Below are 23,731 nucleotides of genomic sequence, written 5' to 3'. Positions count from 1 at the left end.
AGTGAATTTAATTAGAATACTCTAACAAACCTCAGCAGCCATTGTCAGGTAAACTTGGCCGCCATGACTATCAAATGCATCACATTCGATTTGGATGACACGCTTTGGGATTGCGCGCCTGTGATCCAACATGCGGAAAGGCTGTTTTATGCCTGGCTGGCTGAGCATCAACCGCGCATCACCCGCAATTTCAGCCAAGAGCAGCTCTTAAGCCATCGCCATCGCTGGTTTATGCAGCGCCCCGAGCTGCTGCATGATTTCACGACGCTGAGAAAAGCGTGGATGAGCGCTTTGGCCGAACAATTCGATTATGACCAGGACTCAGTCGAGGCCGGGTTTCGCGTGTTCTGGGAAGCGCGTAACCAAGTAAAGCCTTATGATGATGCGTTAGAGACTTTGGAAACACTTAAGCCACATTTTGTGATAGGGGCGATCACCAATGGCAATGCGGATGTACATCACATTGGCATCGGCCATTATTTTGATTTTGTAGTCACCGCCTCGGGCGCCGGGGCAGCCAAACCGGCACCGGAGATATTCATGACCGCACTGGATGAGGCCGGGGTGGCCGCCAGCAATGCGCTGCATGTGGGTGATGACGCCGAGCGAGATGTGCGTGGCGCACAGCAAGTGGGCATGCGCTCGGCCTGGGTGAATCCTCGCAAAACCCCATGGCAAGGATCACCGCAACCGGATGTGATCGTCACTCATGTTGCCGAGCTCACGGATTGGTTGCTGGGACCAGCAGAGGCTTAGCCAAAACCGACCAGACGTTCTCCAACATAATGGGCTGAGCAGCTGCCGTGGGATGAATCCCATCTGCCTGCATCATGCCATCAACCAAAGCGACATCCTCGAGTAAGAAAGGAACCAGGGGCAGGGCGTACTCCTCAGCCAGTTCGTGATAAATCTGATGAAACCTTTGCGTGTATTGACGGCCCAAACTGGGCGGAATCTGAATACCCACCAACAACACCTGAGCACCGCCATCCCGACTCAAATGAATCATTCGCTGCAAATTTCCACGCATCTCAGACAGAGCGATGCCGCGCAGTCCATCATTGCCACCGAGGCTGATGATCACCCACTCAGGCTCGTGGCGTTCCAGCAGCGCCGGCAGGCGGGTCAAGCCGCCCATGGTGGTTTCCCCACTGATGCTGGCGTTGATGACCTGATAGGCTGGGTTTTTGATCTGCAAACGCTCGGCGAGCAAAGCTACCCAGCCTTGTTCCAGGGGAATGCCAAAGGCCGCACTCAAGCTATCGCCGACGACCAGCAAGCGCGGCGGCTCATCAGCAGCGCTGCTGATGGGAATCCACCAAAGGCCGCACAACAGTATCAGGATGGAAAAGCGTCGTAACATGTCATCTCAGACCACAAAAAAAGACAATGTGCTCAATGCCCGCGCCGTGACCAAGTCAATCAGCGGCCCAGGCGGCCGTTTGGATATCTTAAAGGGTGTAGACCTAGAGGTCACAGCCGGTGAGGCCGTTTCCATTATCGGCGCTTCTGGCTCGGGTAAGTCAACGCTGCTGGGCATTCTCGCTGGTTTGGATGTTCCCACAGGCGGTCAGATCAGCTTGTTGGGACAGGAAATCAGTCACTTGAGCGAAGATCAGCGCGCCAGCCTGCGTGCTGGGCAGGTGGGCTTTGTGTTTCAAAGCTTCCAGCTACTGCCGTCTTTAACCGCGCTGGAGAATGTCATGCTCAGCCTCGAGCTGGCCAGTGCCGCCAAACAGGCGCGGCAAATTGCCCGCGAAACGCTGACCGAGGTCGGCCTGGGTGAACGCTTGCTGCATTATCCAGCGCAGCTCTCCGGCGGCGAACAACAACGTGTGGCGATTGCCCGAGCGTTTGCGACACGGCCGAAAATCCTGTTTGCGGATGAACCCACCGGTAATTTGGATCAGGCCACGGGTGAGAGCATCGTGCGCTTGTTATTCAATCTAAAATCCAGCCATAACACGGCCTTGATTTTGGTGACCCATGACGCTTCATTGGCTGCCCGCTGCGACCAGTCCTACCGCCTAAACCAGGGCATTTTGGAGTACGCATGACTCTGCTGCGATACGCCTGGCAATCCTTAGGCCGCGAGTGGCGCTCGGGTGAGCTACGGGTATTGGCCATCGCCTTGGTGATTGCGGTTGCAGCCGTCACTTCGGTCGGCTTTTTTACCGATCGTGTTCAAAAGGCCATCAATTTACAGGCAGCGGAGTTACTGGCGGCTGATTTAAGCATTAGTTCCTCGCAGCCGTTGGATCCACAGTTTGCAGAGGAGGCGCAGCGCCAAGGTCTGATTACGGCGCGCTATGTATCCTTCCCCAGTGTGTTGGTGAGCGAGTCAGACGATGCGCTGGCCGAACTCAAAGCCGTCAGCGCCAGTTGGCCACTCCGCGGTCAAGCGCGTATCAGCGCCCAGGAATTGGGCGGCGACCATGTCGCTGACTCCGGTCCGCCGCCCGGCGAGGCGTGGGTGGAAGCGCGCCTTTTGGCACTTTTGGATGTGCAATTGGGGGATAAAATTTGGGTGGGTGATGCGCCGGTTAGGGTGACTCATGTCTTGACCTATGAGCCCGATCGCGGCGGCGATGTGTTTCAGCTGGCGCCGCGGCTGATGTTCTCACTGGAGGATTTGCCGGCCACTGAGTTGTTGGGGCCAGGCAGTCGCGTTAGCCATCGTTTTTTGCTGGCCGGGGATGAAGCCGCGATTGCTGCCTATCGCAGCTGGGCAGAGCCACGCCTAGTCAGTGGTCAACGCCTTGAGGGTGTTAGTGATGCTCGCCCCGAGCTCCGTGTGGCGATTACCCGCGGCGAACAATTCTTAGGCCTGGCAGCCTTGATGTCGGTGCTTCTGGCCGGAGCAGCGGTGGCTGTGGCCGCCCGTCATTACAGTGAGCGCCAGGCTGACACCAGCGCCATTATGCGCTGTTTGGGTGCCACCCAGAGATTTGTTCTGCAGGTGTTCATCCTGCGCGTGTTGATGCTGGCGCTGCTGGCCAGCGGCGTCGGCTTGTTGCTGGGATTTGCAGCGCAAAATGTGCTCGCCCGTTTGCTGGCGGGTTGGTTCACCTTGAGCCTACCGCTGCCGTCCTTAACGCCGGTATTCACGGGTTTGGCGGTGGGCATCCTGACTGCTGTGGGCTTTGCACTGCCGGCGCTGCTGCGCCTAGGTCAGGTGCCGCCCTTGCGCGTCCTACGCCGTGATCTGGGGGCGCCGCCGCCGGCTATCTGGCTGGTCTTGTTACTCGCTTTAGGAACCCTTGGTGGGCTGTTGCTGTGGCAGTCCGGGGATCCGCGCTTGGCCGGCTGGGTGCTGGCCGGTGCAGCGGTGATGGTCGCCATTTTATGGGGCGTGGCTTGGTTGATGGTGCGCTTGTTGGCACCGTTGCGCTCGCATGGTGGCATCGCCTTGCGCTTTGGCTTGGCTAATCTGTCTCGACGCGGCGCTTTATCCGCGGTGCAGCTTTCGGCCTTTGGTTTGGGCATCATGGCTTTGCTGCTCTTGGCCTTGGTACGGGTGGATTTGTTAGCCAATTGGGAACAAAGCCTGCCGGAGGACGCGCCGAACCATTTCATGATCAATGTCCAGCCGGATCAGGTGGGGCCGTTGCGTGATTTGTTTTTGGCTCGGGGTTTGGATGCGCCGGTTTATTACCCGATGATCCGTGGCCGCTACACCCGCATCAATAACGATCCCGTGCGCCCTGAGCAGTTCAGTGACCCGCGCGCCGAACGGTTGGTGAACCGAGAGTTTAATCTTTCTGTCGCCGATCGGGATTTACAGGCCGATAATCGCATAGTCGCCGGGCAATGGTGGACACAGGAGTCGGATCAGCCGGGCTGGTCGGTGGAAGAGGGCTTGGCTGATACCTTGGGCATTGCATTGGGCGACGTCTTAGAATTTAGCGTGGCAGGCGAGCGTATTAGCGCACCGGTGACCAGTCTCAGAAGCGTTGAGTGGGACTCGTTCAACGTTAACTTCTTCGTCTTGGGCAGCCCGGGGCTATTGGATGAGCAGCCGGCAACATTTATCACCAGTTTTCATTTAGATGAGGCCTCAGCGCCCTTGCTGCGTGATGCCATTCGCCAATTCCCCAGCATTACCGTGCTGGATGTGCGCGCCTTAATGCAACAGGTGCGCGATATCATGGATCGTGCCACCTTGGCCGTGGAATATGTGTTTTTGTTCACCCTAGCAGCGGGTCTGACCGTCTTGTTTGCAGCCATTCAGTCGACCCGACAGTTGCGGCGCCGGGAGAGCGCGATTTTGCGGACTTTGGGAGCAGCGCGCCTGCAGGTGATTAAGGGCTTGGTCACGGAGTTTGCGGTGATGGGAGGATTGGCGGGACTGCTGGCGAGTCTGGGAGCGACCGTCGTGGGTATGATTCTGGCGGCGCAGATATTCGATTTACCCTATCGACCAGATCCCTTGCTGTGGGTCATTGGCGTTGGCGGCGGGGCCGCGGGGATCGCCTTGGCTGGCTGGCTGGGCACCCGCTCGGCTCTGCGTCAGCCGCCGATGTCGACCTTGGGTCAGGGGCAATAACACCTAGTCTTATGCGTCACAGTCGCTATTTGAAAACACCTTTATCGGAGTTGCCGCTTAGCACGCTAAGGGAGCGGTTTGCGGCGCCTGAGAGCGAAGGTCACGCACTTTTGGCTCCGGCTTTGAAGCTGGCTTGTGAGCCACGTGAGCGTATTGGCCATCAGCCGCATTGTTTGGATGTGGCAGAGATCTTAAAGCTGCTGGGTGTGGACCAAGAGACCTTAGTGGCCACCCTGCTGTTGGACGCTTATCTGGCGGGTGAGATGAATGAGGCGGAGCTGCGCGCCGCTTATGGTGAGGTTGTTGCCAATTTGGTGCTCAATGTACAGCGCCTGACCAGTTTGCAGCGTTCGGCCAACCAAGTCGGTAGCACTCCTGAACAGGCCGAGCGGCTAAGGCGAATGCTTTTGGCCACGGTGGATGATGTGCGGGCAGTGCTCATTAAGCTGGCTTACCGCCTGCAGCACTTGCGGCATCTGGCCGATGAGCCCAATGAATTTGCCTGTGCTATTGCACGTGAGACTTTGGAAATTTTTGCGCCGCTGGCCAACCGTCTCGGGGTGGCGCAGCTGAAATGGGAGATGGAAGATTTGGCCCTGCGGATTATCGATCCTGAGGCCTATCGCAGCATTGCCAAACAGCTGGAAGAGAGCCGTACCGAACGCGAACGCTATATCCAGCAGTTCACCGAGCGCCTGCAAAACGCCTTAAAAGAGGAAGGTGTGGCAGGAGAAATCCTGGGACGGCCCAAGCACATCTACAGCATCTGGCGAAAGATGCAGCTTAAGAATCTGGCTTTCGATGAGCTCTACGATCTGCGCGCGGTGCGCGTTATCGTCGATCGAGTCTCTACTTGTTATGCGGTTTTGGGTGCGGTGCACAGCCTTTGGCAGCATATCCCGCGGGAGTTTGATGACTATATTGCCAATCCCAAGGACAATGGCTATCAGTCACTGCATACCGCGGTGATGGGCCCTGAGGGTAAGGTGGTGGAAGTGCAAATTCGCACCCACGATATGGACGCCTTTGCCGAGCTGGGGGTGGCGGCGCACTGGCGCTACAAGGAGGGTGGTCGCGAGGATCAAGCTCTGACCCGCGCCATTGCCTCATTGCGGCGGCTGTTGGAGGCTGATGAGGATGACCGCGAGTTGCTCGAGAGCTTTCGTTATGAGTTATTCCACGACCGGGTATTTGTGCTAACTCCCAATGGCGACATCATGGATTTACCCAAGGGGTCGACGCCTTTGGATTTTGCTTACACCGTGCATACGGAGATTGGTCATCGGTGTCGGGGAGCTAAGGTCAATGGCCGCATTGTGCCTTTGACTTATGCGCTGCGTTCGGGCGAGCGGGTTGAGATTCTCACCAGCCGTACGGGTGAGCCCCGGCGTGACTGGATGAGCCCGCATATGGGCTTTTTGCATACCGCTAGAGCCCGCAGCAAGGTGCGTAGCTGGTTTCGGCAACAGGATAGAGAGCGCAACCTCACCGAAGGCAAGACCTTATTGGAACGCGAAGCGCAGCGTTTGGGCGTGTCGGCGCCTGATCCGGCGGACCTGCAAAAACGCTTCAATCAGCCTAGCGCCGAAGATGTCTTGGTGGCTTTGGGGGCAGGGGATATTAGCTCAGCGCAGTTAGCTGCGGCTTTGCAGGTCCCATTACCGCCGGCCTCGGACGAGGCGTTGCTGAAACGCCGGCGCAAACCGATGAGTGAGGAGCCCAGCACAGATAAAGGTATTCGCATCCAAGGGGTGGGTAATCTGCTCACGCAAATGGCGCGTTGTTGTCATCCCGTTCCCGGCGATGCGGTGATTGGCTTTATCACCCAAGGTAAGGGCGTGAGTATTCATCGCCGCGATTGCCGCAATATCCTGCGCTTACCAGCGGATAAGCGCCAGCGCCTGATCGAAGTGAGCTGGGGAGAAGAGCCGCAAGCCTATCCCGTTAAGCTACATATCGATGCCTTTGATCGCCAAGGACTGTTACGCGATGTCACTTTGGTGTTAGCTAATGCCAACGTGAATGTCTTAGATGCCGAGACCCATACGGACCGACGGGAAAATACCGTGAGCATGGATTTAACGCTGCAAATTAGTGATACCGGGCAACTCAGCCGCTTAATGGATAAACTCAGCGCCTTAGCCAATATTTTGGCGATCAAGCGCGTGATGGACACCTAGATCATGGATGATGCAAGACAGTTACTCAGTCGTGAAGGGCCTTTGGCGCATTGTCTGGCCGGCTTTGCGCCCCGCGGTGAACAGCAAGACATGGCCGAGGCGGTACAACAAGCTATTGCTGATCGGGCCAGTTTGATCGTCGAAGCCGGTACTGGTGTGGGCAAAACGTTTGCGTATTTGGTGCCAGCTTTATCGCATCAGGGCCGGGTGATTATCTCCACCGGCACACGCCATTTGCAGGACCAGCTGTTTCACAAGGATCTGCCGCTGGTGTCTCGCGCTCTGGGTGTGAGCGTCGAGGTGGCTTTGCTCAAGGGCCGCTCTAATTATCTCTGTCCGCATCGTCTGAAAATGACGCAGATGGAGGCCAAAGGTCTATCTCCAACCCTGCAAGGACAACTGGCTCAGGCGCTGGAATGGGCGGAGCAAACCCAAAGTGGAGACATTGCCGAGCTCGAGGATATTCCCGAGGATTCGCTGCTATGGCCGCGCATCACCTCCACCATTGATAATTGCTTGGGGCAGGAGTGTCCGGAATATGACCGCTGTCCGGTGCTGCGCGCGCGGCGCAAAGCTCAAGACGCCGATATCGTGGTGATTAATCACCACTTATTGTTGGCCGATATGGGCCTACGTGAATCGGGTTTTGCTGAGCTTCTGCCCACGGCTGATGCGATTATTATCGATGAGGCGCATCAGTTGCCGGAGCTAGCGACGCAGTTTTTCGGCGAGCATTTGGGCTCACGCCAACTTTCGGACCTAGCGCGGGATGTCACTCAAGAGGTCTTGAGTGAGGCGCCCGACATGCCGGAGCTGCGTGATGCCGGCGATCCTTTGAGCAAAGCCGTGCGTGATTTTCGACTGGCCTTAGAGGGGCTGCCGGCACGCGGGCCCTGGGCAGATATTGCCGATCAATCGGCCATTGTACAGGCGTATCAGGCGCTTCATGAAGCGCTGCAACAGTTGAGAGATCAGTTAGCACCCATTCGCGAGCGGGGCCGCGGCCTCGAGGCCTGCGCGCGGCGTATTGAGGCGCATCTGGCTTGGCTGGCGCGTTTTGCTGAGGCGCAGTCGGGTCGCGTACTGTGGTATGAGACGTTCAGTCGCAGCTTTACCCTGCATGCCACGCCCTTGGATGTGGCGAATCATTTTTCCACGCATCGCCAGGCGTTAACGCCCTGTTGGATTTTTACGTCCGCGACGCTTTCGGTGGGTGGTGGGGTACAGCATTTTCTCAGTCGCCTCGGTTTGCACGAGGCGCGCACTTTCATGTTGGAAAGTCCCTTTGATTACCCGCAGTGCGCGCGCCTGCTATTGCCCGCTCACTTACCCGAACCCAATGACCCTGGCCATACCGCGGCAGTGGTACAAGAGGCGCTGCCACTGATTGAGGCTAATCCAGGCGGCAGCTTTTTGCTGTTCACCAGTTTGCGCGCCTTGCAAGAAGCAGCCAAGCTGCTGCGGCCTCAAGTCAATCGCCCCGTCTTGGTGCAAAACGAAGCGCCGCGGCAGATTTTATTGCAGCGCTTTCGTGAGGCGGGCAATGCCGTGTTGTTGGGCTCGCAGAGTTTTTGGGAAGGGGTGGATGTGCGCGGTATGGCGCTAACCCTGGTGGTGATTGACCGTCTGCCGTTTGCCTCGCCTGGCGATCCCGTATTGGAGGCGCGTATGGCGGATTGTCAGGCCAAAGGGGAGAATCCCTTCACGCATTTGCAGATGCCGCAGGCGGTGATCTTATTGAAGCAGGGCGCCGGTAGATTGATTCGAGATCCGGGCGACTTTGGGGTGTTAATGATTTGCGATAAAAGAATAAAAACAAAATCTTATGGACGATTATTCATTAAGAGTCTACCTAATATGCCTGTGCTGAATGACAGCCAAGCGGCAGCGCAATTTTTGCGGTCCGGAGGTGCGCTTGAAGCTGCTGGCTATTGAAACTGCCACCGAGGGTTGTTCAGCGGCGCTGTGGTGTGAGGGTGAGATCCTACATCGCGAGCAAGAAGCCCCGCGGGCGCATGGCCGGTTGATTTTGCCGATGATGCAGGCGGTGTTGGATGAGGCGGGTGTGGATTTGGGCGCTGTTGATGCGCTCGCCTTCGGACGGGGCCCTGGCGCTTTTACCGGTTTACGTATGGCGTGTGCGGTGATCCAGGGTGTGGCGTTTGCTCGAGACCTGCCTGTGGTACCCGTGTCTACACTGGCGTCTCTGGCACAACGCGCCTTAGATCAGGCGCCTGAGTTGCCGGTGATGGCGGCGCTAGACGCCCGCATGGGCGAGGTATACTGGGCGATGTATGGCGCTGATGTAGAGGGCTTGGCAATGCTCGGTTCGCTCCCAGAGCAGGTCAGTGCGCCGGATCAGCTGGCTGATCAATCTGGCCAGGCTTATCAAGCCATTGGCCGCGGCTGGCAGACTTATGGGGCGGTGCTGGCTGCTTCAATGGGGCAAGAACCTCAAAATCTGGCCGCAAATCTATTGCCTCGAGCGCATGAGGTGGCGCGCTTGGCCGTGCGAGATTTTGCCCAGGGCCTGGGGGTCTCGGCCGATGAGGCCATGCCGGTTTATCTTCGCGATCAAGTGGTGAAAACTCGGTGAGCGGCTTTTCGGCAATTCTGCGCCAGTCTTTCAGTGATTTTGTGGTGGAGGAGTGCGCCGCTACCGAGCCTAGCGGTGAGGGCGAGCACCTCTGGCTGTGGATCGAAAAGCATGATCTGAATACTTCGGATGTGGTTTCTGCTCTGGCTCGGCTCTCCGGGCTGCGGCAAAAAGACATCGGTTACGCAGGACTCAAAGATCGCCGGGCGGTCACGCGCCAATGGTTTAGCCTGCATCTGCCGGGGCAAGCCGATCCTGATTGGAGCGGATTGTCTGATGCGATCAGGGTGTTAAATGCGCGGCGCCATCACCGCAAGCTTCGAGTGGGTCATTTGCGGGGCAACCGCTTTGAGATCTGCTTGCGCGAGTGCGCGGGTGACTGGGAGGCTGCGGAGCAGCAATTGAACGAGATACGCCTCCGCGGCATGCCTAATTTCTTCGGCGCGCAGCGCTTTGGCCGCGATGGCGGTAATTTGCAACAAGCGCGCGCTTTATTTGAGGGACGGATTCAGGTCAAAGACAAAAAACGCCGAGGTTTGTATCTCTCGGCGGCGCGCTCGGCGATTTTTAATGCGGTGTTGCAACAGCGGGTCGACGAAGACACTTGGGATCAGGCCCTTGTCGGTGATGTCATGCAGCTAGAGGGCTCAGGGAGTTTTTTCGTGTGTCAGCATCCGGATGCGGAGATCGTAAGCCGCATTGCGGCATTCGATATTCATCCTTCGGGGCCGCTGTGGGGCTGCGGGCTGCCACCCAGCGAGGCAGATGTGCATGTCCGGGAATTGCGCATCGCTGATCAATTCGCGTTATTCACAGAAGGGCTGTGTCAAGCCGGGCTAAAACAGGAGCGGCGCAGTTTCCGCGTGCCGGTGCATGACCTGACTTGGGCTCGCGAGGGGACAAACACCCTGAGGCTGGCCTTCAGATTACCCGCCGGGGCATACGCTACCAGCGTTATCAGCCAATTCGCGCAGACGCATTAGCTAGTGACTCTGGCCTTGGCTAATCGCCTCTAAGGCTTTGGCGTCCATAATCGTGATGCGGCCTGATTTTTCTTTGACGTAGCCACGGCGTTTGAAATCCGCAAAAAACCGGCTCACGGTCTCGATGGTCAGGCCCAACAGCTCGCCGGTTTCGGCACGTGATAAGGGTAGGGGTAGGCTGTCTTCATGACCGAAGCGACCGCTCCAATAGAGCAGGAATGCGGCCAGCCGTGCGCCGGCTTTTTTCGTGCCAATTTCTAGGGCAAGATTCTCGACTTGTTGCAGGGCTGATGCCCACCGCGCTAACAGCGCATGGTTCATGATGGGATGCTCGTCTTGCAGACGCTTTAACACTGGAATCGGCAAGCGACAGACTTGCACGGGGGTGAGCGCTGTCGCCGTGTGGTTGTAGTGGCCCGTTAAGAGGCCTTCAGCGCCCATCACGTCGCCCTGGGTAATCAAGCGCAGGATCTGATCTTTGCCATTAGCGCGCCGAGTCAGTTTGATGACGCCATCTTTGAGCGTGTAGGCCGCGTCAGAGGCGGCATCTTCTCGATAAATCACTTGACCTGAGGGCAATAGTTGATGCTCTGCCGGGTTATTTAATTGCTCGACAATTTCTAGGGGCAGGGCGCCAAACAGGCTGACCTCACGCACCGGACAGCGCATGCAGTTGTTATCCAATACAGGACCCAGGGGTTCGATAGAATTCTTAGGTGTAGGCATCGGCGTTCGCATGGGGAGGTTTACTTTTGATTTATCCCAATTTTAACCCAAGTTTTTTCATTTTCCCTTGAGTAAAACCAAGACTGCACCAGTTCCTCCCATGGCCGGTGGCGCCGAACAAAACGCCACCACATCATCACGACGCAGCAGCCAGCCTGTGGTAAGGCTTTTAAGCACCGGCCCACCGGCTTTGGAGCGCAGCCCTTTGCCATGAATGACGCGCAGACAGCGTAAGCCCTCGGCCAAGGCCTCGCTAAAAAATAGCGCTAGGGCCTGTTCTGCCTGCCAAGCGGATAAGCCGTGAAGGTCCAATTCGCCATCGAGTCGATATTCGCCGCGCCGCAGCTTTTTCAACACGCCGCGCTTTAAGCCTTGGCGGGCATAGCTGACCTCATCTCCGGGCTGTACATCGGTGACGGCAAAGGGGTGCTGGGCCAGAGCCTGAAGCGCCGCCTGGGCATCCAAAGCCTTTTGTCGAGGCTTGGGTGGCGGCGGCGCAGAGCGCAGCGGCGCACGATCGTCATGCACGGGTTGCACCTTGCCGACCGCCTCGAAAAACAGGCGAGGATCGTTATCATCCACGGATTCATCTTTGCTCATGACTGCTTTTGCCCCGGGTTTTCCAGTATATTGGCGCCCTGATTCAATCGATGGACAGCTATGCGCATTCTGCTCAGCAATGATGATGGCGTGCACGCGCCCGGCCTGCAAACTTTAGCGAAGGCGCTGCGTAAGCGCGCTGAAATTGACGTGGTTGCACCGGATCGTGATCGCAGCGGCGCCAGTAACTCTTTGACCCTGACGCGACCCTTAAGGGCCCTGGTTTTGGATAATGGCGATGTGCGCGTTGATGGCACGCCTACCGATTGTGTGCACCTTGCCATCACGGGGTTACTCGAGAACGAGCCGGATATGGTGATCTCGGGGATCAACTCTGGCGCAAACATGGGTGATGATGTGTTGTATTCGGGGACGGTGGCTGCCGCCATGGAAGGGCGTTTCCTCGGGTTGCCGGCCATGGCCGTGTCCTTGGCCATGACGCAAGAAGGGCGACATTTTGAAACCGCCGCACAAATTGTTTTGGAATTACTGGACCGATTAAGCCGTATTCCTCTGCCTTCCGATACGATTTTAAACATCAATGTTCCGGATCTGCCGCGCGACCAAATCAAGGGCTACCAAGCCACTCGTTTGGGACATCGGCATAGAGCTGAGCCGGTGACCCGCAGCGCCGACCCGCGCGGTCTGCCGATTTATTGGGTGGGTCCTGCCGGTGAGGAACAAGATGCGGGTTTGGGTACGGACTTTTACGCGGTGCGCCATGGTTATGTCTCGATCACGCCCATCCAAGTGGATTTGACGCGTTATGAGGCCATTGATGTGGTCAGTCGTTGGTTAACCGAGGAGTCTGAGTGAGCGCATCGCCCACGTCAGGTTTGGGGATGACGTCGCAGCGTTCGCGTGATCGGATGGTGCGTCAGCTTAAGGATATGGGGATTCATGATGCGCGGGTGCTCGAGGTGATGCGCACCACGCCCCGGCACTTGTTTGTTGAGGAGGGCTTGGCCCATCGGGCCTACGACAACACGCCTCTGCCGATTGGTTACGAACAGACGATTTCGCAGCCCTATATTGTGGCACGCATGACCGAGGCATGTTTGCAGCGAGGGCAACCACAAAAAGTGCTGGAGATTGGCACTGGCTCTGGCTATCAAGCCGCGGTGTTGGCACAGCTGGTACCGCGGGTGGTTAGCCTAGAGCGAATTCGACCGCTGCAAAGACAAGCACGTGAGGTGCTGAACGTGCTCAAGCTGGATAATGTCAGCCTGCGCCATGTCGATGGCTTTGGTGGCTGGCCTGAGGATGCGCCATATGACGTGATCTTGTTGACAGCGGCCCCAGTGGAAGTGCCTGCAGCGTTGTTGGATCAATTGACCCTGGGGGGGCAGCTGTTAGCCCCCGTTGGCGCCGCCGGACGACAAAATTTGATCCGCTTGGTGAAAACCGATCAGGGTTTTGAGAAACAGGATTTGGGAGCGGTGAGTTTTGTGCCACTGCTTCCTGGGGCTATCGCATGAAGGTGTTCGGACCGCTTTACGATCGGGTACTGCAATGGTCCAGGCACCGCTACGGGCCACGCTATTTGGCCGGACTGTCTTTTGCCGAGTCCTCATTTTTCCCCATACCCCCCGATGTCATGCTGGCGCCGATGGCTTTGGCACGGCCCCACAAAGCGCTGACTTTGGCGACCATCACCACAGTATTTTCCGTTTTGGGCGGTGTGTTGGGGTATGTCTTGGGTTATCTCGCGATTGAAGCGTTGACGCCGTGGATTGGTCAAATGGGCCAAGAGGATGCTCTGAACTTGGCGATTGAGTGGTTTGCGATTTGGGGCGTTTGGGTGGTGTTGGTAGCGGGTTTCTCGCCCATTCCTTACAAGGTGTTCACGATTGCCGCCGGGGCACTGTCCATGGCCTTTCTGCCGTTTGTGATTGCCTCTTTGATTGGTCGGGGCGCGCGCTTCTATGCTGTGGCTTTCTTGGTTAGCTGGGCTGGACCCAAAATTGAGCCCAAGATCCGTCCCTACATGGAATGGATCGGTTGGTTGAGTGTCTTGGTTTTGGTCCTAGCTTTGTTGGTGTACTACACGCTGAGTTAAGCCATGTGGATGCGCTTTGCCATCATTATTTTTTTATCCCTTGTCATTGTTGGCTGTGCGTTGCCTCCGGAGAGTGTGCGTGCGTTCCGTGCGGGTGAACATTTGGTGCGGCAGAATGAGTCGCTATATTCCATTTCATTTCGCTATGGTGTGCAGTGGCAGGAACTGGCGGCTTGGAACGGTATTCGGCCGCCTTATACGATTTATGCAGGCCAACGCATCCGAGTAACCCCACCTACGGGTGCAGCGCCAGTGGCTCGTGCGCCATCGCAACCGACGCCGCAAAGGCCACAACAAACTGCGCAACGAGACCGTCAGCCTGCAGCGACGCCGGCACCGGCGGCGCGTCCAGCTCCGGCGCCCAGTACTCCGTATCGCGGCAATGTGAGCTGGCAGTGGCCGACACAGGGGCAGGTGATTCGTGGTTTTCCCAGTGAGGGTTCTGCTGCCCGTCGCGGGATTGGGATCGCCGGTCAACCTGGGCAGCCGGTGCGCGCAGCGGCAGAAGGTGAAGTGGTTTATAGCGGGAGTGGACTTGTCGGATATGGCCGACTTATTATCATCAAGCACGATGCGCGCTACTTAAGTGCGTATGCACACAACGAAAAAATCCTCGTTAATGAAGGGGATAGGGTGAGCGCGGGGCAAGAGATTGCGCTTTTGGGTGATACCGGAACAGACCGCCACATGTTGCATTTTGAGATTCGTGAGGATGGCAGACCGGTAGATCCACTGCGCTTTTTGCCGCGCCGCTAAAACCACGAAGCGGTACACAGGAGACTGGCGGTGTACGAGGATGCAGAGGAGAAGCAGGGTAAGGGGTCGTCGGGCGCTGGCTCGGAGGATGAGCTGCCGAGCTTGCCACAAGACGCTCCTCGAGGTGAGTTGGACGCCACCCGGCTGTATTTGAGTGAAATCGAGTTTTCCACGCTGCTCACCGCCGAGGAGGAAGTTCACTACGCGCGGCTTGCCCAGCAAGGCGATGCGGCGGGCCGAGCCAAGATGATTGAATGCAATCTGCGCCTGGTGGTGAAGATTGCGCGCCGCTATATGAATCGCGGTTTGGCTTTGTTGGATCTCATTGAGGAGGGCAACTTGGGGCTGATGCGGGCGGTTGAAAAGTTCGATCCCGAGCGCGGCTTTCGCTTTTCGACCTATGCGACTTGGTGGATTCGCCAGACCATCGAGCGCGCCATTATGAATCAGGGACGCACCATTCGCTTGCCCATTCATGTGATGAAGGAACTCAATATCTATTTGCGCGCCGCCCGTCATCTAGCACAGCTGTTGGATCGTGAGCCCAGCCCTGAGGAAGTGGCGCGCTATTTGGATAAGCCCATTGATGAGATCTCACGCCTGCTGCAGCTGTCCGAGAAGGTCAGCTCGGTAGATGTGCCGGTGGGTCGCGATGGCGAGCATCCCTTGCTGGACTTGCTGGCCGATGAACAAACCCCTGAACCCGATGATTTGTTGCAGGATGAGGCCTTGATTCACTGGATTGAGCAGTGTTTGCAAGAACTTGATGAAAAACAACGCGAGGTGCTGGTGCGCCGATTCGGCCTGCAAGGGCACGAGACCGCGACCTTGGAAGAAGTCGGTGTCGCACTAGGGGTAACGCGCGAGCGGGTGCGGCAGATTCAGTTAGATGGCTTGAAGCGCCTGCGCAAGTTGATGGAGAACAATGGGTTTTCCGGTGAGAACTTGCTGAAGTCTTAAATCACGCCTCTTCAAGGATCAAGCCGGCGGCCACCGTGCGTCCCTCAGCCATGAGGATGTTATAGGTGCGACAAGCCGCAGCAGTATCCATGACTTCCAGTCCGACACCGGCTTCTCTCAAGGTGGGTAATAATTTGCGATCGGGCCAGCGCAGGCGGGTACCAGTGCCCAGCAATAGGACATCGGGAAGCTGGGGTCGCAGACAGTCGAAGGCTGAGACTTGCAGGTCTGCCAGCGGCCCTAGGGACCATTCGGTGTAGAGGTTTTCAGGGGTGATCAACAGGTTTTGCCGATAGGCCGTGGCATTAATGTATACCACGCCCGGTTCGTAGCCAGTAATGACGTAGTTGCCATCGCCAATGTCTAGTGAGAGTTTCATGCGCTCAAAACTAACGTGAGCGGGGCGCGGATGGCAAGCCAGCTGATTGACAGTCTGGCAATGCCCCTTTATTGTCGGCGGTTGTTTTCCCTTGCTCCTCTACCCTGACGAATCCGCCCCTGTGATTGAAGAATTTCCTCGTATCAAGCGCCTGCCGCCCTATGTGTTTGCCATTGTCAATGAGCTCAAGGCTAAAGCACGGGCTCGAGGCGAGGATGTCATCGATTTTGGCATGGGAAATCCCGATCAGCCGACGCCCAGTCATATTGTCGATAAGCTGGTTGAGGTAGCGCAGCGCGGCGACACGCATCGCTATTCGATGTCCAAGGGTATTCCGCGCCTGCGTCGAGCGGTGACGCGTTGGTATCAAGAGAACTATGACGTCGAGCTGGATCCCGAGTCCGAAGCCATAGTCACCATTGGCTCAAAAGAGGGCTTGGCGCATTTGGCCCTAGCCACGCTAGGCCCGGGTGATGCGGTGCTAGTCCCCAATCCCGCTTATCCCATTCATCCCTACGGCTGCGTCATCGCTGGCGCCGATATTCGTCATGTGCCGATGATTCCTGAGGTGGATTTCTTTGCCGAATTGGAGCGTGCGATCACCGATTCTTGGCCCAAGCCGAAAATGTTGATCCTTAACTTCCCCGGCAACCCAACAACGCAGTGTGTGGAATTGGATTTCTTTGAGAAAGTCGTGGCCATTGCCCGCGAGCACAAAATTTGGGTGGTGCACGATTTGGCTTATGCCGAGATTGTGTTTGACGGTTATAAAGCACCATCGATTTTGCAAGTTCCGGGCGCTAAAGACTTGGCGGTGGAGTTTTACACGCTCTCCAAAAGCTACAATATGCCCGGTTGGCGCGTGGGCTTTATGGTGGGTAATCCCACGCTGGTGGATGCCTTGGGGCGCATAAAATCCTATCTGGATTACGGCACTTTTACGCCGATTCAGGTGGCCGCGATTGCTGCTTTGGAAGGGCCTCAGGACTGCGTGGAAGAGATTCGCCAGTTGTATCTGCGGCGCCGAGATGTGTTGTGTGATGGCCTAAATGCACTGGGTTGGTCGGTGGAAAAACCCAAGGCGACGATGTTTGTATGGGCGCCTATCCCGCCGCAGTATCGGGAAATGGGCTCCTTGGAGTTCTCTAAAAAATTGCTGCGTGACGCCCATGTGGCCGTCTCTCCAGGCATTGGGTTTGGCAGTTATGGCGATGATCATGTGCGCTTTGGCTTGATCGAAAATGAACATAGGACCCGACAGGCTCTGCGCGGTATTAAGGCCATGTTCCGCGCCGATGAGAAGTTGGGGAAGACGGCCTGATCATGGCCGCGCCGATGCGATATAATCCGGCGCTTTGAGGTTTGAAGGAGCGTTTCTTTTGCAACCCGTAAACGTTGGCCTGCTGGGCTTGGGTACCGTTGGTAGTGGCACGGTGCGCGTCTTGGCGCGCAATCATGATGAGATTGCCCGTCGTGCCGGTCGCGGTATCAAAATTACCCACGCAGCCGCCCGTAACCTCAATGATCTGGGTGATTTAGATCTGCGCGGTGTGCGTCTCACTGAAGATGCCGCCGCGGTGGTGAATGACCCCGAGATCGATATTGTCGTCGAGTTGATTGGCGGCTTAAGCCCCGCCCGCGAGCTGGTTTTGGCGGCCATTGAGCAGGGCAAGCATGTCGTCACCGCCAATAAAGCCTTGATCGCTTTGCACGGCAATGAGATTTTCGCCAAAGCCCAAGAAAAAGGCGTGATGGTAGCTTTTGAGGCGGCGGTGGCCGGCGGCATCCCGATCATCAAAGCGATTCGCGAAGGTTTGGCGGGTAACCGCATTGAGTGGCTGGCCGGGATCATTAATGGCACGGGCAACTTCATCCTCACGGAAATGCGCGATAAGGGCCGGGACTTTGCTGATGTGCTGGCTGAGGCGCAATCCCTGGGTTATGCCGAGGCGGATCCGACCTTCGATATTGAGGGCATTGATGCGGCCCATAAGCTCACCATTTTGGCATCGATTGCCTTTGGCGTGCCGCTACAATTCGACAAGGTATATACCGAAGGTATTTCCGCCATCTCGCGCGAAGATGTGAGCTATGCCAATGCTCTCGGGTATCGTATTAAACATTTGGGCGTGGCGCGCCGCACGCCTGCCGGCATTGAGTTGCGTGTCCATCCGACTTTGATTCCTGAGCGCCGTTTGATCGCGAATGTGGACGGCGTATTGAATGCGGTGCTGGTCTGGGGTGATGCCGTGGGTCCGACCCTTTATTACGGCGCCGGCGCGGGGTCTGACCCCACTGCCTCGGCGGTGGTGGCGGATTTGGTGGATGTGGTGCGGGCGATGACCACGGATCCGGAAAATCGTGTGCCGCACCTGGCTTTCCAAGCCGATGCGCTGTCGGATATTGCGATTCTGCCCATTGATGAGGTGGAGACGGCGTTCTACCTGCGCCTGAGGGTGCAGGATCGCACCGGCGTGATGGCGGATATTACGCGCATCTTGGCGGATCATGAGATCAGCATCGAAGCCATTCGCCAGCAGGAGCCGGATGATGATGATGATGATGCAGCGGATGTCATTATGCTCACCCAGCGTGTGCGTGAGGGTAATATGAACCAGGCCATTGAACGCATCCAAGAATTGACTAGCGTGATTCGTCCTGTAACCCGCATTCGCCTTGAGCTGTTAAAACAGCCCTAAACCGACGAGCTTTGAGAGAATCGAATGAGTTTTCGCTCCCGTTATACCGGCCTGATTGATCGTTATCGTGATCGTTTGCCGATTCGCGATGATGATCGCGTGATTTCTCTGGGGGAGGGTAATACCCCCCTAATTCGCTTACAGAATGTGCCGCGCGCCATTGGTAAAGACGTCGATATCTACGTCAAATATGAAGGCTTGAATCCAACCGGCTCGTTTAAGGACCGGGGCATGACCATGGCTGTCACTCAAGCGGTAAACGCGGGCTCTAAAGCGATTATTTGCGCCTCAACGGGTAATACCTCGGCAGCAGCAGCAGCCTATGCGGCTCGCGCCGGTATCACGGCATTTGTAGTCATTCCTGAGGGCAAGATTGCTCAGGGAAAGCTGGCCCAAGCGATGATGCATGGTTCGGTGGTGATTCAAATCCAGGGCAATTTTGATGACGGTATGCGCTTGGTAAAAGAAGTCGCGGAAAGTGCACCTGTGACGATTGTGAATTCGGTGAATCCTTATCGTCTCCAGGGCCAGAAAACCGCGGCTTTTGAAATTATTGAAGAGCTGGGGCGGGCACCGGATTATCATAGTTTGCCGGTCGGCAATGCCGGCAATATCACCGCCCATTGGATTGGCTATTGCGAGTACACCAGCGGCTCGGGAGATCATGTCACCGAGGCCTGTGCTTTTTGTCAGGGGCATTGCAAATTCGCTGGCGGTGCTGTCACGGGCAATCGACCGGTGATGGTCGGTTATCAAGCGGCCGGCAGCGCGCCGTTTATGCGCGGAGAGATGGTGGATCAGCCCGAGACGGTGGCAACCGCCATTCGCATTGGACACCCGCAGAGCTGGGTCCATGCCTGGAAAGTCAAAGAGGAATCCGGCGGTTGGTTTGATGAGTGCTCGGATGAGGCGATTTTAGCGGCGCAAAAGTTGCTCGCCGAGAAAGAGGGCGTCTTTTGTGAGCCGGCCTCGGCTACCTCACTAGCGGGTGTTTTACAGGACTTAGAGTCTGGGCGCATTGCCGAGGGTTCGAGCATCGTTTGTACGCTCACTGGTCATGGGTTGAAAGATCCTGATACTGCTATTGCTCAGTCCAGTCGTGCGCCTATTGTGGTGAAAGCGGAACGCGGCGCGGTGGAGCAAGCGATTCTGGCTAATCTGTAGATCAACCGAACCATGAGATCGAACAATCGGCTGGGACTGTGCAAACTTAGAATTGATCTAAATCTGCTTGATAGCAACCCAAGTTATGCTATCGTTTAACACAACCACCAGCGCATCCGAGGTCTTAAGACCATGAGCGACAAAGAAACTCTCGAACGCCTGCCGGCAGTAGGCGTTGACTTCATGGATGATGACCACGAAGAGGCCTTTGCGCTATTGGATCGTATCGTCGGTAGCTTGGAAGGCTTGGTAGATGCAGACCCTGAGCCGCCGGGGCTGCGCCGCGATTTGCGCGATTTTATTGAGCATAGCCGGCAGCATTTTCGTCATGAAGAGCTGGAGATGCAGCGCGCTGGCTATTCACCTCTGCCGATCCATAAACAGGAACACGATCAGCGCTTAGAAGAGCTGGTTGGCTATGTTGACGACTTGGACGCGGGTGTAATCAGCCTACAGGGCTTAAAAAGCCGTTTTCTGGATGAATTCGTGCCTTGGTACCACAAGCACTGCTCCACCATGGACAAGGCCACCGCCAAGTTCCTCGAAGCTAACCCAGTCAGCGAAAATAAACCCTGTGATCAGTGCTGGGTAGTGACGCAGAAAAAGCGCCCCGTCTGATCTAGGCCCGGCTGGTTTAGGCGTCTATCTTGCGGTATTTGATGCGGTGCGGCTGATCGGCGTCAGAGCCTAGGCGTTTCTTGCGGTCTTCCTCGTAATCCTGGTAGTTCCCTTCAAAGAAGACAACATTGCCGTCCTCCTCAAAGGCCAGCATGTGTGTGGCGATGCGGTCTAAGAACCAGCGATCATGCGAAATCACCACAGCGCTACCGGGAAAGTCGAGTAAGGCTTCCTCTAGCGCACGCAGCGTTTCCACGTCCAAGTCATTGGTGGGTTCGTCGAGCAGCAGCAAGTTACCACCAGATTTAAGCAGCTTAGCCAAGTGCACCCGGTTGCGTTCGCCGCCGGAGAGGTCTTTCATGCGTTTTTGCTGATCCGAGCCTTTGAAGTTGAACCGGCCTACATAAGCCCGTGAGGGCATTTGATAGTTACCCACTTGAATAATGTCTTGGCCATTGGAGATTTCCTCCCAGACGGTCTTTGCGTCTGCCAAGGCATCTCGGCTTTGATCGACATACGCCACGTCGACCGTATCGCCGATACGAATCGTGCCCTGATCGGGGGTTTCTTGACCCACTATCATGCGAAATAGCGTCGACTTACCCACGCCATTGGGGCCGATGACGCCGACAATGCCACCGCGAGGCAGAGAAAAGCTGAGGTTTTCGTATAGCAGGCGATCGCCAAAGGATTTTGACACGCCGTCGAGTTCCACCACCACATCGCCCAAGCGAGGACCCGGCGGAATATAGATTTCCTTGGTCTCTGAGCGCTTTTGATAGTCGGCTGAGGAGAGCTCTTCGAAACGCTTTAAGCGCGCTTTGCTCTTGGCGGTGCGACCTTTGGGGTTGCTGCGTACCCACTCCAGTTCGGCTTCCATATTCTTGCGCCGCGCGGATTCTTGTTTCTCTTCAATGGCCAGACGTTTTTCCTTTTGCTCCAGCCAAGAGGAATAATTGCCCTCCCAAGGAATGCCTTGGCCGCGATCCAGCTCCAAAATCCAACCAGCGACATTATCCAAGAAGTAACGATCATGGGTGACGGCCACCACTGTCCCTGAGAACTCAGAAAGAAAGCGCTCCAGCCAGGCCACAGACTCGGCGTCCAGGTGGTTGGTGGGCTCATCGAGAATCAGCATGTCAGGCGCTGACAGCAGCAAACGACATAAGGCGACTCGCCGGCGTTCGCCACCAGAGAGCTTGCTGACATCGGCATCCCAAGGGGGCAGACGCAGGGCATCGGCCGCGACTTCCAGCTTGCGATCTAGATCCCAGGCGCCCGCAGCATCGATCTTGTCCTGTAATTCTGCTTGTTCTGCCAGGAGGGTATCAAAATCGGCATCCGGATCGGCAAAGGTTTCGGAGATGGCGTTAAAGCGATCAACGATTTGTTTGATCTCACCCAGACCGTCTTCGACATTGCCGCGCACATCTTTGCTGTCATCCAGCTGCGGCTCCTGGGGCAGGTAGCCGACGTGAATACCGGGTTGGGGCCTGGCCTCGCCGATAATGTCGGTGTCGACGCCCGCCATGATGCGCAATAGGGTGGATTTGCCCGCGCCATTATATCCTAAAACGCCGATCTTGGCGCCGGGGAAGAAATTCAGGTAAATGTCTTTGAGAATCTCTTTCTTCGGCGGGACGACTTTGCCCACGCCGTTCATGGTGTAGATGTACTGAGCCATGTGAATCCTGTGTCTGAAAACCGGTGAAGCCGCTGAGTGCGGTATCTGCAAGAGTTAGCTGCGAATGCCGACTCCGCGACTAAGCAGCTGGTACGCGATCGTGTAAAGCAGCGCAATAAACCCCAAAATGATGCCATAAGAGATGACCAGATCGAAGTCCGTCACTCCTAAAATCCCATAACGGAAGGCATTGACCATATAGAGGATGGGATTAACCATCGAGACGTTCTGCCAAAACTCGGGCAGTAAGCTAATCGAGTAAAACACGCCGCCTAAGTAGGTCAGTGGGGTGAGCACAAAAGTGGGCACAATAGCGATGTCGTCAAAGCTTTTGGCGAACACCGCATTAATCAAACCCGCTAGGGAAAATAGGATCGCAGTCAATACCACCACCGAGATCATCACCGGAAGGTTGTGTACGGTGAATGGGCTGAAAAACAGCGATACCAAAGTGACCGCCAAACCCACGGCCAAGCCACGCGCCACACCACCGCCGATGAATCCCAGGATGATGAGATTATTGGGTACTGGCGACACCAGCAGTTCTTCCAAATGGCGTTGGAACTTGCTGGAGAAAAACGATGACACAACGTTGGCATAGGAGTTAGTAATTACCGCCATCATGATCAGTCCGGGGACAATAAAGTCCATGTAGCGCATGCCTTCCATGTCACCAATACGCGCGCCGATCAGCCCACCAAAGATGATGAAATACAGTCCCATGGTAATGACGGGCGGCAGGATGGTCTGAACCCATATTCGAGAAAATCGCAGTATCTCTTTGATTAGGATGGTTTTAAAAGCAATCCAATTAAGATGAGCAGCCGTCTTCATGGGTTGCGGCTCCCGTCTAGCATCTTCAAAAACAACTGTTCCAGTCGATTGCTTTTATTGCGCATGCTGCTCACTTGAATGCCGCTTTGCTGAAGATCGATAAACAAGGTGTTGAGGCTGATGTCTTTATCCACATCGGCTTCCAAAGTCCGCTCATCGATTTGCCGCAGGCGATGCGGATGCGCCAGCCTCGGTAAGGCTGGCAGGGCCTGTTCCAGATCGAGGATGAAGGTTTCCGTGTTCAGTTTGGCCAGCAGGGCTTTCATGCTGGTGTTTTCAATGATTTGGCCGTGATCGATGATGCCAATCTTGCGGCATAGGCTCTCGGCTTCCTCGAGGTAGTGCGTGGTGAGGATGATGGTGACGCCAGCTTGATTGATTTCGCGCAGAAAGTCCCACATGGTGCGCCGAACCTCAATATCCACGCCGGCGGTGGGCTCATCCAAGATGAGCAGCTTGGGTTCATGCACCAAAGCTCTAGCAATCATCAAACGCCGCTTCATGCCTCCCGAGAGGTTACGCGCGATCTCTTTGCGTTTATCCCAAAGCTCGAGTTTTTTCAGCCAGCGCTCAGCTCGATTCCAGGCCTCCCGCCGAGGGATCCCGTAATAGCCCGCTTGATTGACCAAGATCTCGCCAACCGGCTCAAACACGTTGAAGTTGAACTCCTGAGGGACCAAACCCAAACAGCATTTGGCGGCATAAAGATCGGTATCGATGTCATGCCCGAAAATTGACACGCGACCGCCTGATTTATTCACCAACGAGGCAATGATACTGATGGTGGTGGATTTTCCCGCACCATTGGGTCCGAGTAGGGCGTAGAACTCTCCCGGCTGAACGTTCAGGTCAATGCCTTTGAGTGCCACAAAACCGTTTTTGTAGGTCTTGGTGAGGTTTTCGATATGCAGGGCTGGGGTCATAGGGCGCTGATGCTAACACAGTCG

The 23,731-nt window shown here is 56.2% G+C and carries 23 protein-coding genes; 16 read left to right on the top strand and 7 right to left on the bottom strand.

Annotated features, from left to right (window positions below):
- Positions 1-63 precede the first annotated feature (63 nt).
- Positions 64-756, top strand: a complete 693-nt coding sequence (locus tag CKX93_RS00450) for an HAD family hydrolase (protein WP_076754287.1) — start codon at positions 64-66, stop codon at positions 754-756.
- Here the strand turns inward: CKX93_RS00450 and CKX93_RS00445 are convergent.
- Positions 722-1,363, bottom strand: a complete 642-nt coding sequence (locus CKX93_RS00445; RefSeq protein WP_076754286.1) for an arylesterase — start codon at positions 1,361-1,363, stop codon at positions 722-724. The genes CKX93_RS00450 and CKX93_RS00445 overlap by 35 nt on opposite strands.
- Here CKX93_RS00445 and CKX93_RS00440 point away from each other — a divergent pair.
- The 6 genes from CKX93_RS00440 to truD are packed head-to-tail and all read left to right on the top strand — an operon-like array spanning position 1,362 to position 10,305.
- Complete coding sequence (locus CKX93_RS00440; RefSeq protein ID WP_143339899.1) at positions 1,362-2,057, top strand: ABC transporter ATP-binding protein; 696 nt, start codon at positions 1,362-1,364, stop codon at positions 2,055-2,057. The two genes, CKX93_RS00445 and CKX93_RS00440, sit on opposite strands and share 2 nt — an antisense overlap.
- Positions 2,054-4,546 carry an ABC transporter permease gene (locus CKX93_RS00435; RefSeq protein WP_076754281.1) on the top strand — a complete coding sequence of 831 codons (2,493 nt, stop codon included), beginning with the start codon at positions 2,054-2,056 and terminating at the stop codon, positions 4,544-4,546. Before CKX93_RS00440 ends, CKX93_RS00435 begins: the two co-directional genes overlap by 4 nt.
- An 11-nt stretch (positions 4,547-4,557) precedes the next feature.
- Positions 4,558-6,726, top strand: coding sequence for a GTP diphosphokinase (gene relA, locus CKX93_RS00430; RefSeq protein ID WP_076754279.1), 2,169 nt, complete (start codon positions 4,558-4,560; stop codon positions 6,724-6,726).
- A 3-nt stretch (positions 6,727-6,729) separates the two neighbouring features.
- A complete protein-coding gene (locus CKX93_RS00425; RefSeq protein ID WP_076754277.1) occupies positions 6,730-8,661 on the top strand; it encodes a DNA repair helicase YoaA in 1,932 nt (643 codons plus the stop codon).
- Positions 8,642-9,322, top strand: coding sequence for a tRNA (adenosine(37)-N6)-threonylcarbamoyltransferase complex dimerization subunit type 1 TsaB (gene tsaB / locus CKX93_RS00420; RefSeq protein ID WP_076755170.1), 681 nt, complete (start codon positions 8,642-8,644; stop codon positions 9,320-9,322). The genes CKX93_RS00425 and tsaB overlap by 20 nt, the downstream gene beginning before the upstream one ends.
- A complete protein-coding gene (truD, locus tag CKX93_RS00415; RefSeq protein WP_076754275.1) occupies positions 9,319-10,305 on the top strand; it encodes a tRNA pseudouridine(13) synthase TruD in 987 nt (328 codons plus the stop codon). Before tsaB ends, truD begins: the two co-directional genes overlap by 4 nt.
- Here truD and CKX93_RS00410 read toward each other — a convergent pair whose 3' ends face one another.
- Together CKX93_RS00410 and CKX93_RS00405 are read right to left on the bottom strand one after the other, a co-directional pair.
- Positions 10,306-11,031, bottom strand: a complete 726-nt coding sequence (locus CKX93_RS00410) for a Crp/Fnr family transcriptional regulator (protein ID WP_076754273.1) — start codon at positions 11,029-11,031, stop codon at positions 10,306-10,308.
- Positions 11,032-11,088: 57 nt separating this feature from the next.
- On the bottom strand, positions 11,089-11,631 hold the full coding sequence (locus CKX93_RS00405) for a Smr/MutS family protein (RefSeq protein ID WP_076754271.1): 543 nt from the start codon (positions 11,629-11,631) through the stop codon (positions 11,089-11,091).
- 60 nt (positions 11,632-11,691) lie between these two features.
- On the opposite strand from CKX93_RS00405, the gene surE reads away from it, so the two are divergent.
- From surE to rpoS, 5 genes are read left to right on the top strand one after another with little or no spacing between them, the layout of a single operon-like run.
- A complete protein-coding gene (surE, locus tag CKX93_RS00400) occupies positions 11,692-12,447 on the top strand; it encodes a 5'/3'-nucleotidase SurE (RefSeq protein ID WP_076754269.1) in 756 nt (251 codons plus the stop codon).
- 26 nt (positions 12,448-12,473) lie between these two features.
- Positions 12,474-13,109 carry a protein-L-isoaspartate(D-aspartate) O-methyltransferase gene (locus CKX93_RS00395; protein ID WP_076754268.1) on the top strand — a complete coding sequence of 212 codons (636 nt, stop codon included), beginning with the start codon at positions 12,474-12,476 and terminating at the stop codon, positions 13,107-13,109.
- Positions 13,106-13,690 (top strand): YqaA family protein, encoded by a 585-nt coding sequence (locus CKX93_RS00390; RefSeq protein WP_076754266.1) that lies wholly within the window; start codon positions 13,106-13,108, stop codon positions 13,688-13,690. The genes CKX93_RS00395 and CKX93_RS00390 overlap by 4 nt, the downstream gene beginning before the upstream one ends.
- Before the next feature lie 3 nt (positions 13,691-13,693).
- A complete protein-coding gene (locus CKX93_RS00385) occupies positions 13,694-14,446 on the top strand; it encodes a peptidoglycan DD-metalloendopeptidase family protein (protein WP_234982760.1) in 753 nt (250 codons plus the stop codon).
- Positions 14,447-14,476: 30 nt separating this feature from the next.
- Positions 14,477-15,406, top strand: a complete 930-nt coding sequence (rpoS, locus tag CKX93_RS00380) for an RNA polymerase sigma factor RpoS (protein ID WP_234982759.1) — start codon at positions 14,477-14,479, stop codon at positions 15,404-15,406.
- Between the two features lies 1 nt (position 15,407).
- On the opposite strand, the gene CKX93_RS00375 is transcribed toward rpoS, so the two are convergent.
- Positions 15,408-15,785, bottom strand: coding sequence for an Mth938-like domain-containing protein (locus tag CKX93_RS00375; protein ID WP_076754264.1), 378 nt, complete (start codon positions 15,783-15,785; stop codon positions 15,408-15,410).
- 121 nt (positions 15,786-15,906) lie between these two features.
- On the opposite strand from CKX93_RS00375, the gene alaC reads away from it, so the two are divergent.
- The 4 genes from alaC to CKX93_RS00355 all read left to right on the top strand — a co-directional run bounded on the left by alaC (position 15,907) and on the right by CKX93_RS00355 (position 20,266).
- Entirely contained in the window at positions 15,907-17,106 is a 1,200-nt protein-coding gene (gene alaC, locus CKX93_RS00370) for an alanine transaminase (protein WP_076754262.1), read from the top strand.
- A 58-nt stretch (positions 17,107-17,164) separates the two neighbouring features.
- Positions 17,165-18,484 (top strand): homoserine dehydrogenase, encoded by a 1,320-nt coding sequence (locus CKX93_RS00365; RefSeq protein WP_076754261.1) that lies wholly within the window; start codon positions 17,165-17,167, stop codon positions 18,482-18,484.
- Between the two features lie 24 nt (positions 18,485-18,508).
- Positions 18,509-19,648 carry a threonine synthase gene (thrC, locus tag CKX93_RS00360; protein WP_076754259.1) on the top strand — a complete coding sequence of 380 codons (1,140 nt, stop codon included), beginning with the start codon at positions 18,509-18,511 and terminating at the stop codon, positions 19,646-19,648.
- Between the two features lie 132 nt (positions 19,649-19,780).
- Positions 19,781-20,266: a bacteriohemerythrin gene (locus CKX93_RS00355; RefSeq protein WP_143339898.1), complete on the top strand. Its 486-nt coding sequence runs from the start codon at positions 19,781-19,783 to the stop codon at positions 20,264-20,266.
- A 16-nt stretch (positions 20,267-20,282) separates the two neighbouring features.
- On the opposite strand, the gene ettA is transcribed toward CKX93_RS00355, so the two are convergent.
- The 3 genes from ettA to CKX93_RS00340 are packed head-to-tail and all read right to left on the bottom strand — an operon-like array spanning position 20,283 to position 23,707.
- A complete protein-coding gene (gene ettA / locus CKX93_RS00350) occupies positions 20,283-21,950 on the bottom strand; it encodes an energy-dependent translational throttle protein EttA (RefSeq protein WP_076754256.1) in 1,668 nt (555 codons plus the stop codon).
- 54 nt (positions 21,951-22,004) lie between these two features.
- The gene (locus tag CKX93_RS00345; RefSeq protein ID WP_076754254.1) at positions 22,005-22,784 is read right to left on the bottom strand and encodes an ABC transporter permease; all 780 of its coding nucleotides are present in this window, start codon (positions 22,782-22,784) and stop codon (positions 22,005-22,007) included.
- On the bottom strand, positions 22,781-23,707 hold the full coding sequence (locus CKX93_RS00340) for an ABC transporter ATP-binding protein (protein WP_076754252.1): 927 nt from the start codon (positions 23,705-23,707) through the stop codon (positions 22,781-22,783). Before CKX93_RS00340 ends, CKX93_RS00345 begins: the two co-directional genes overlap by 4 nt.
- Between the last annotated feature and the right edge of the window lie 24 nt (positions 23,708-23,731).

Source organism: Ectothiorhodosinus mongolicus (assembly GCF_022406875.1).
Taxonomy (GTDB): domain Bacteria; phylum Pseudomonadota; class Gammaproteobacteria; order Ectothiorhodospirales; family Ectothiorhodospiraceae; genus Ectothiorhodospira; species Ectothiorhodospira mongolica.
The sequence above is the reverse complement of the archived record's forward strand: the minus strand, read 5'-3'. Positions and strand labels throughout refer to the sequence as shown.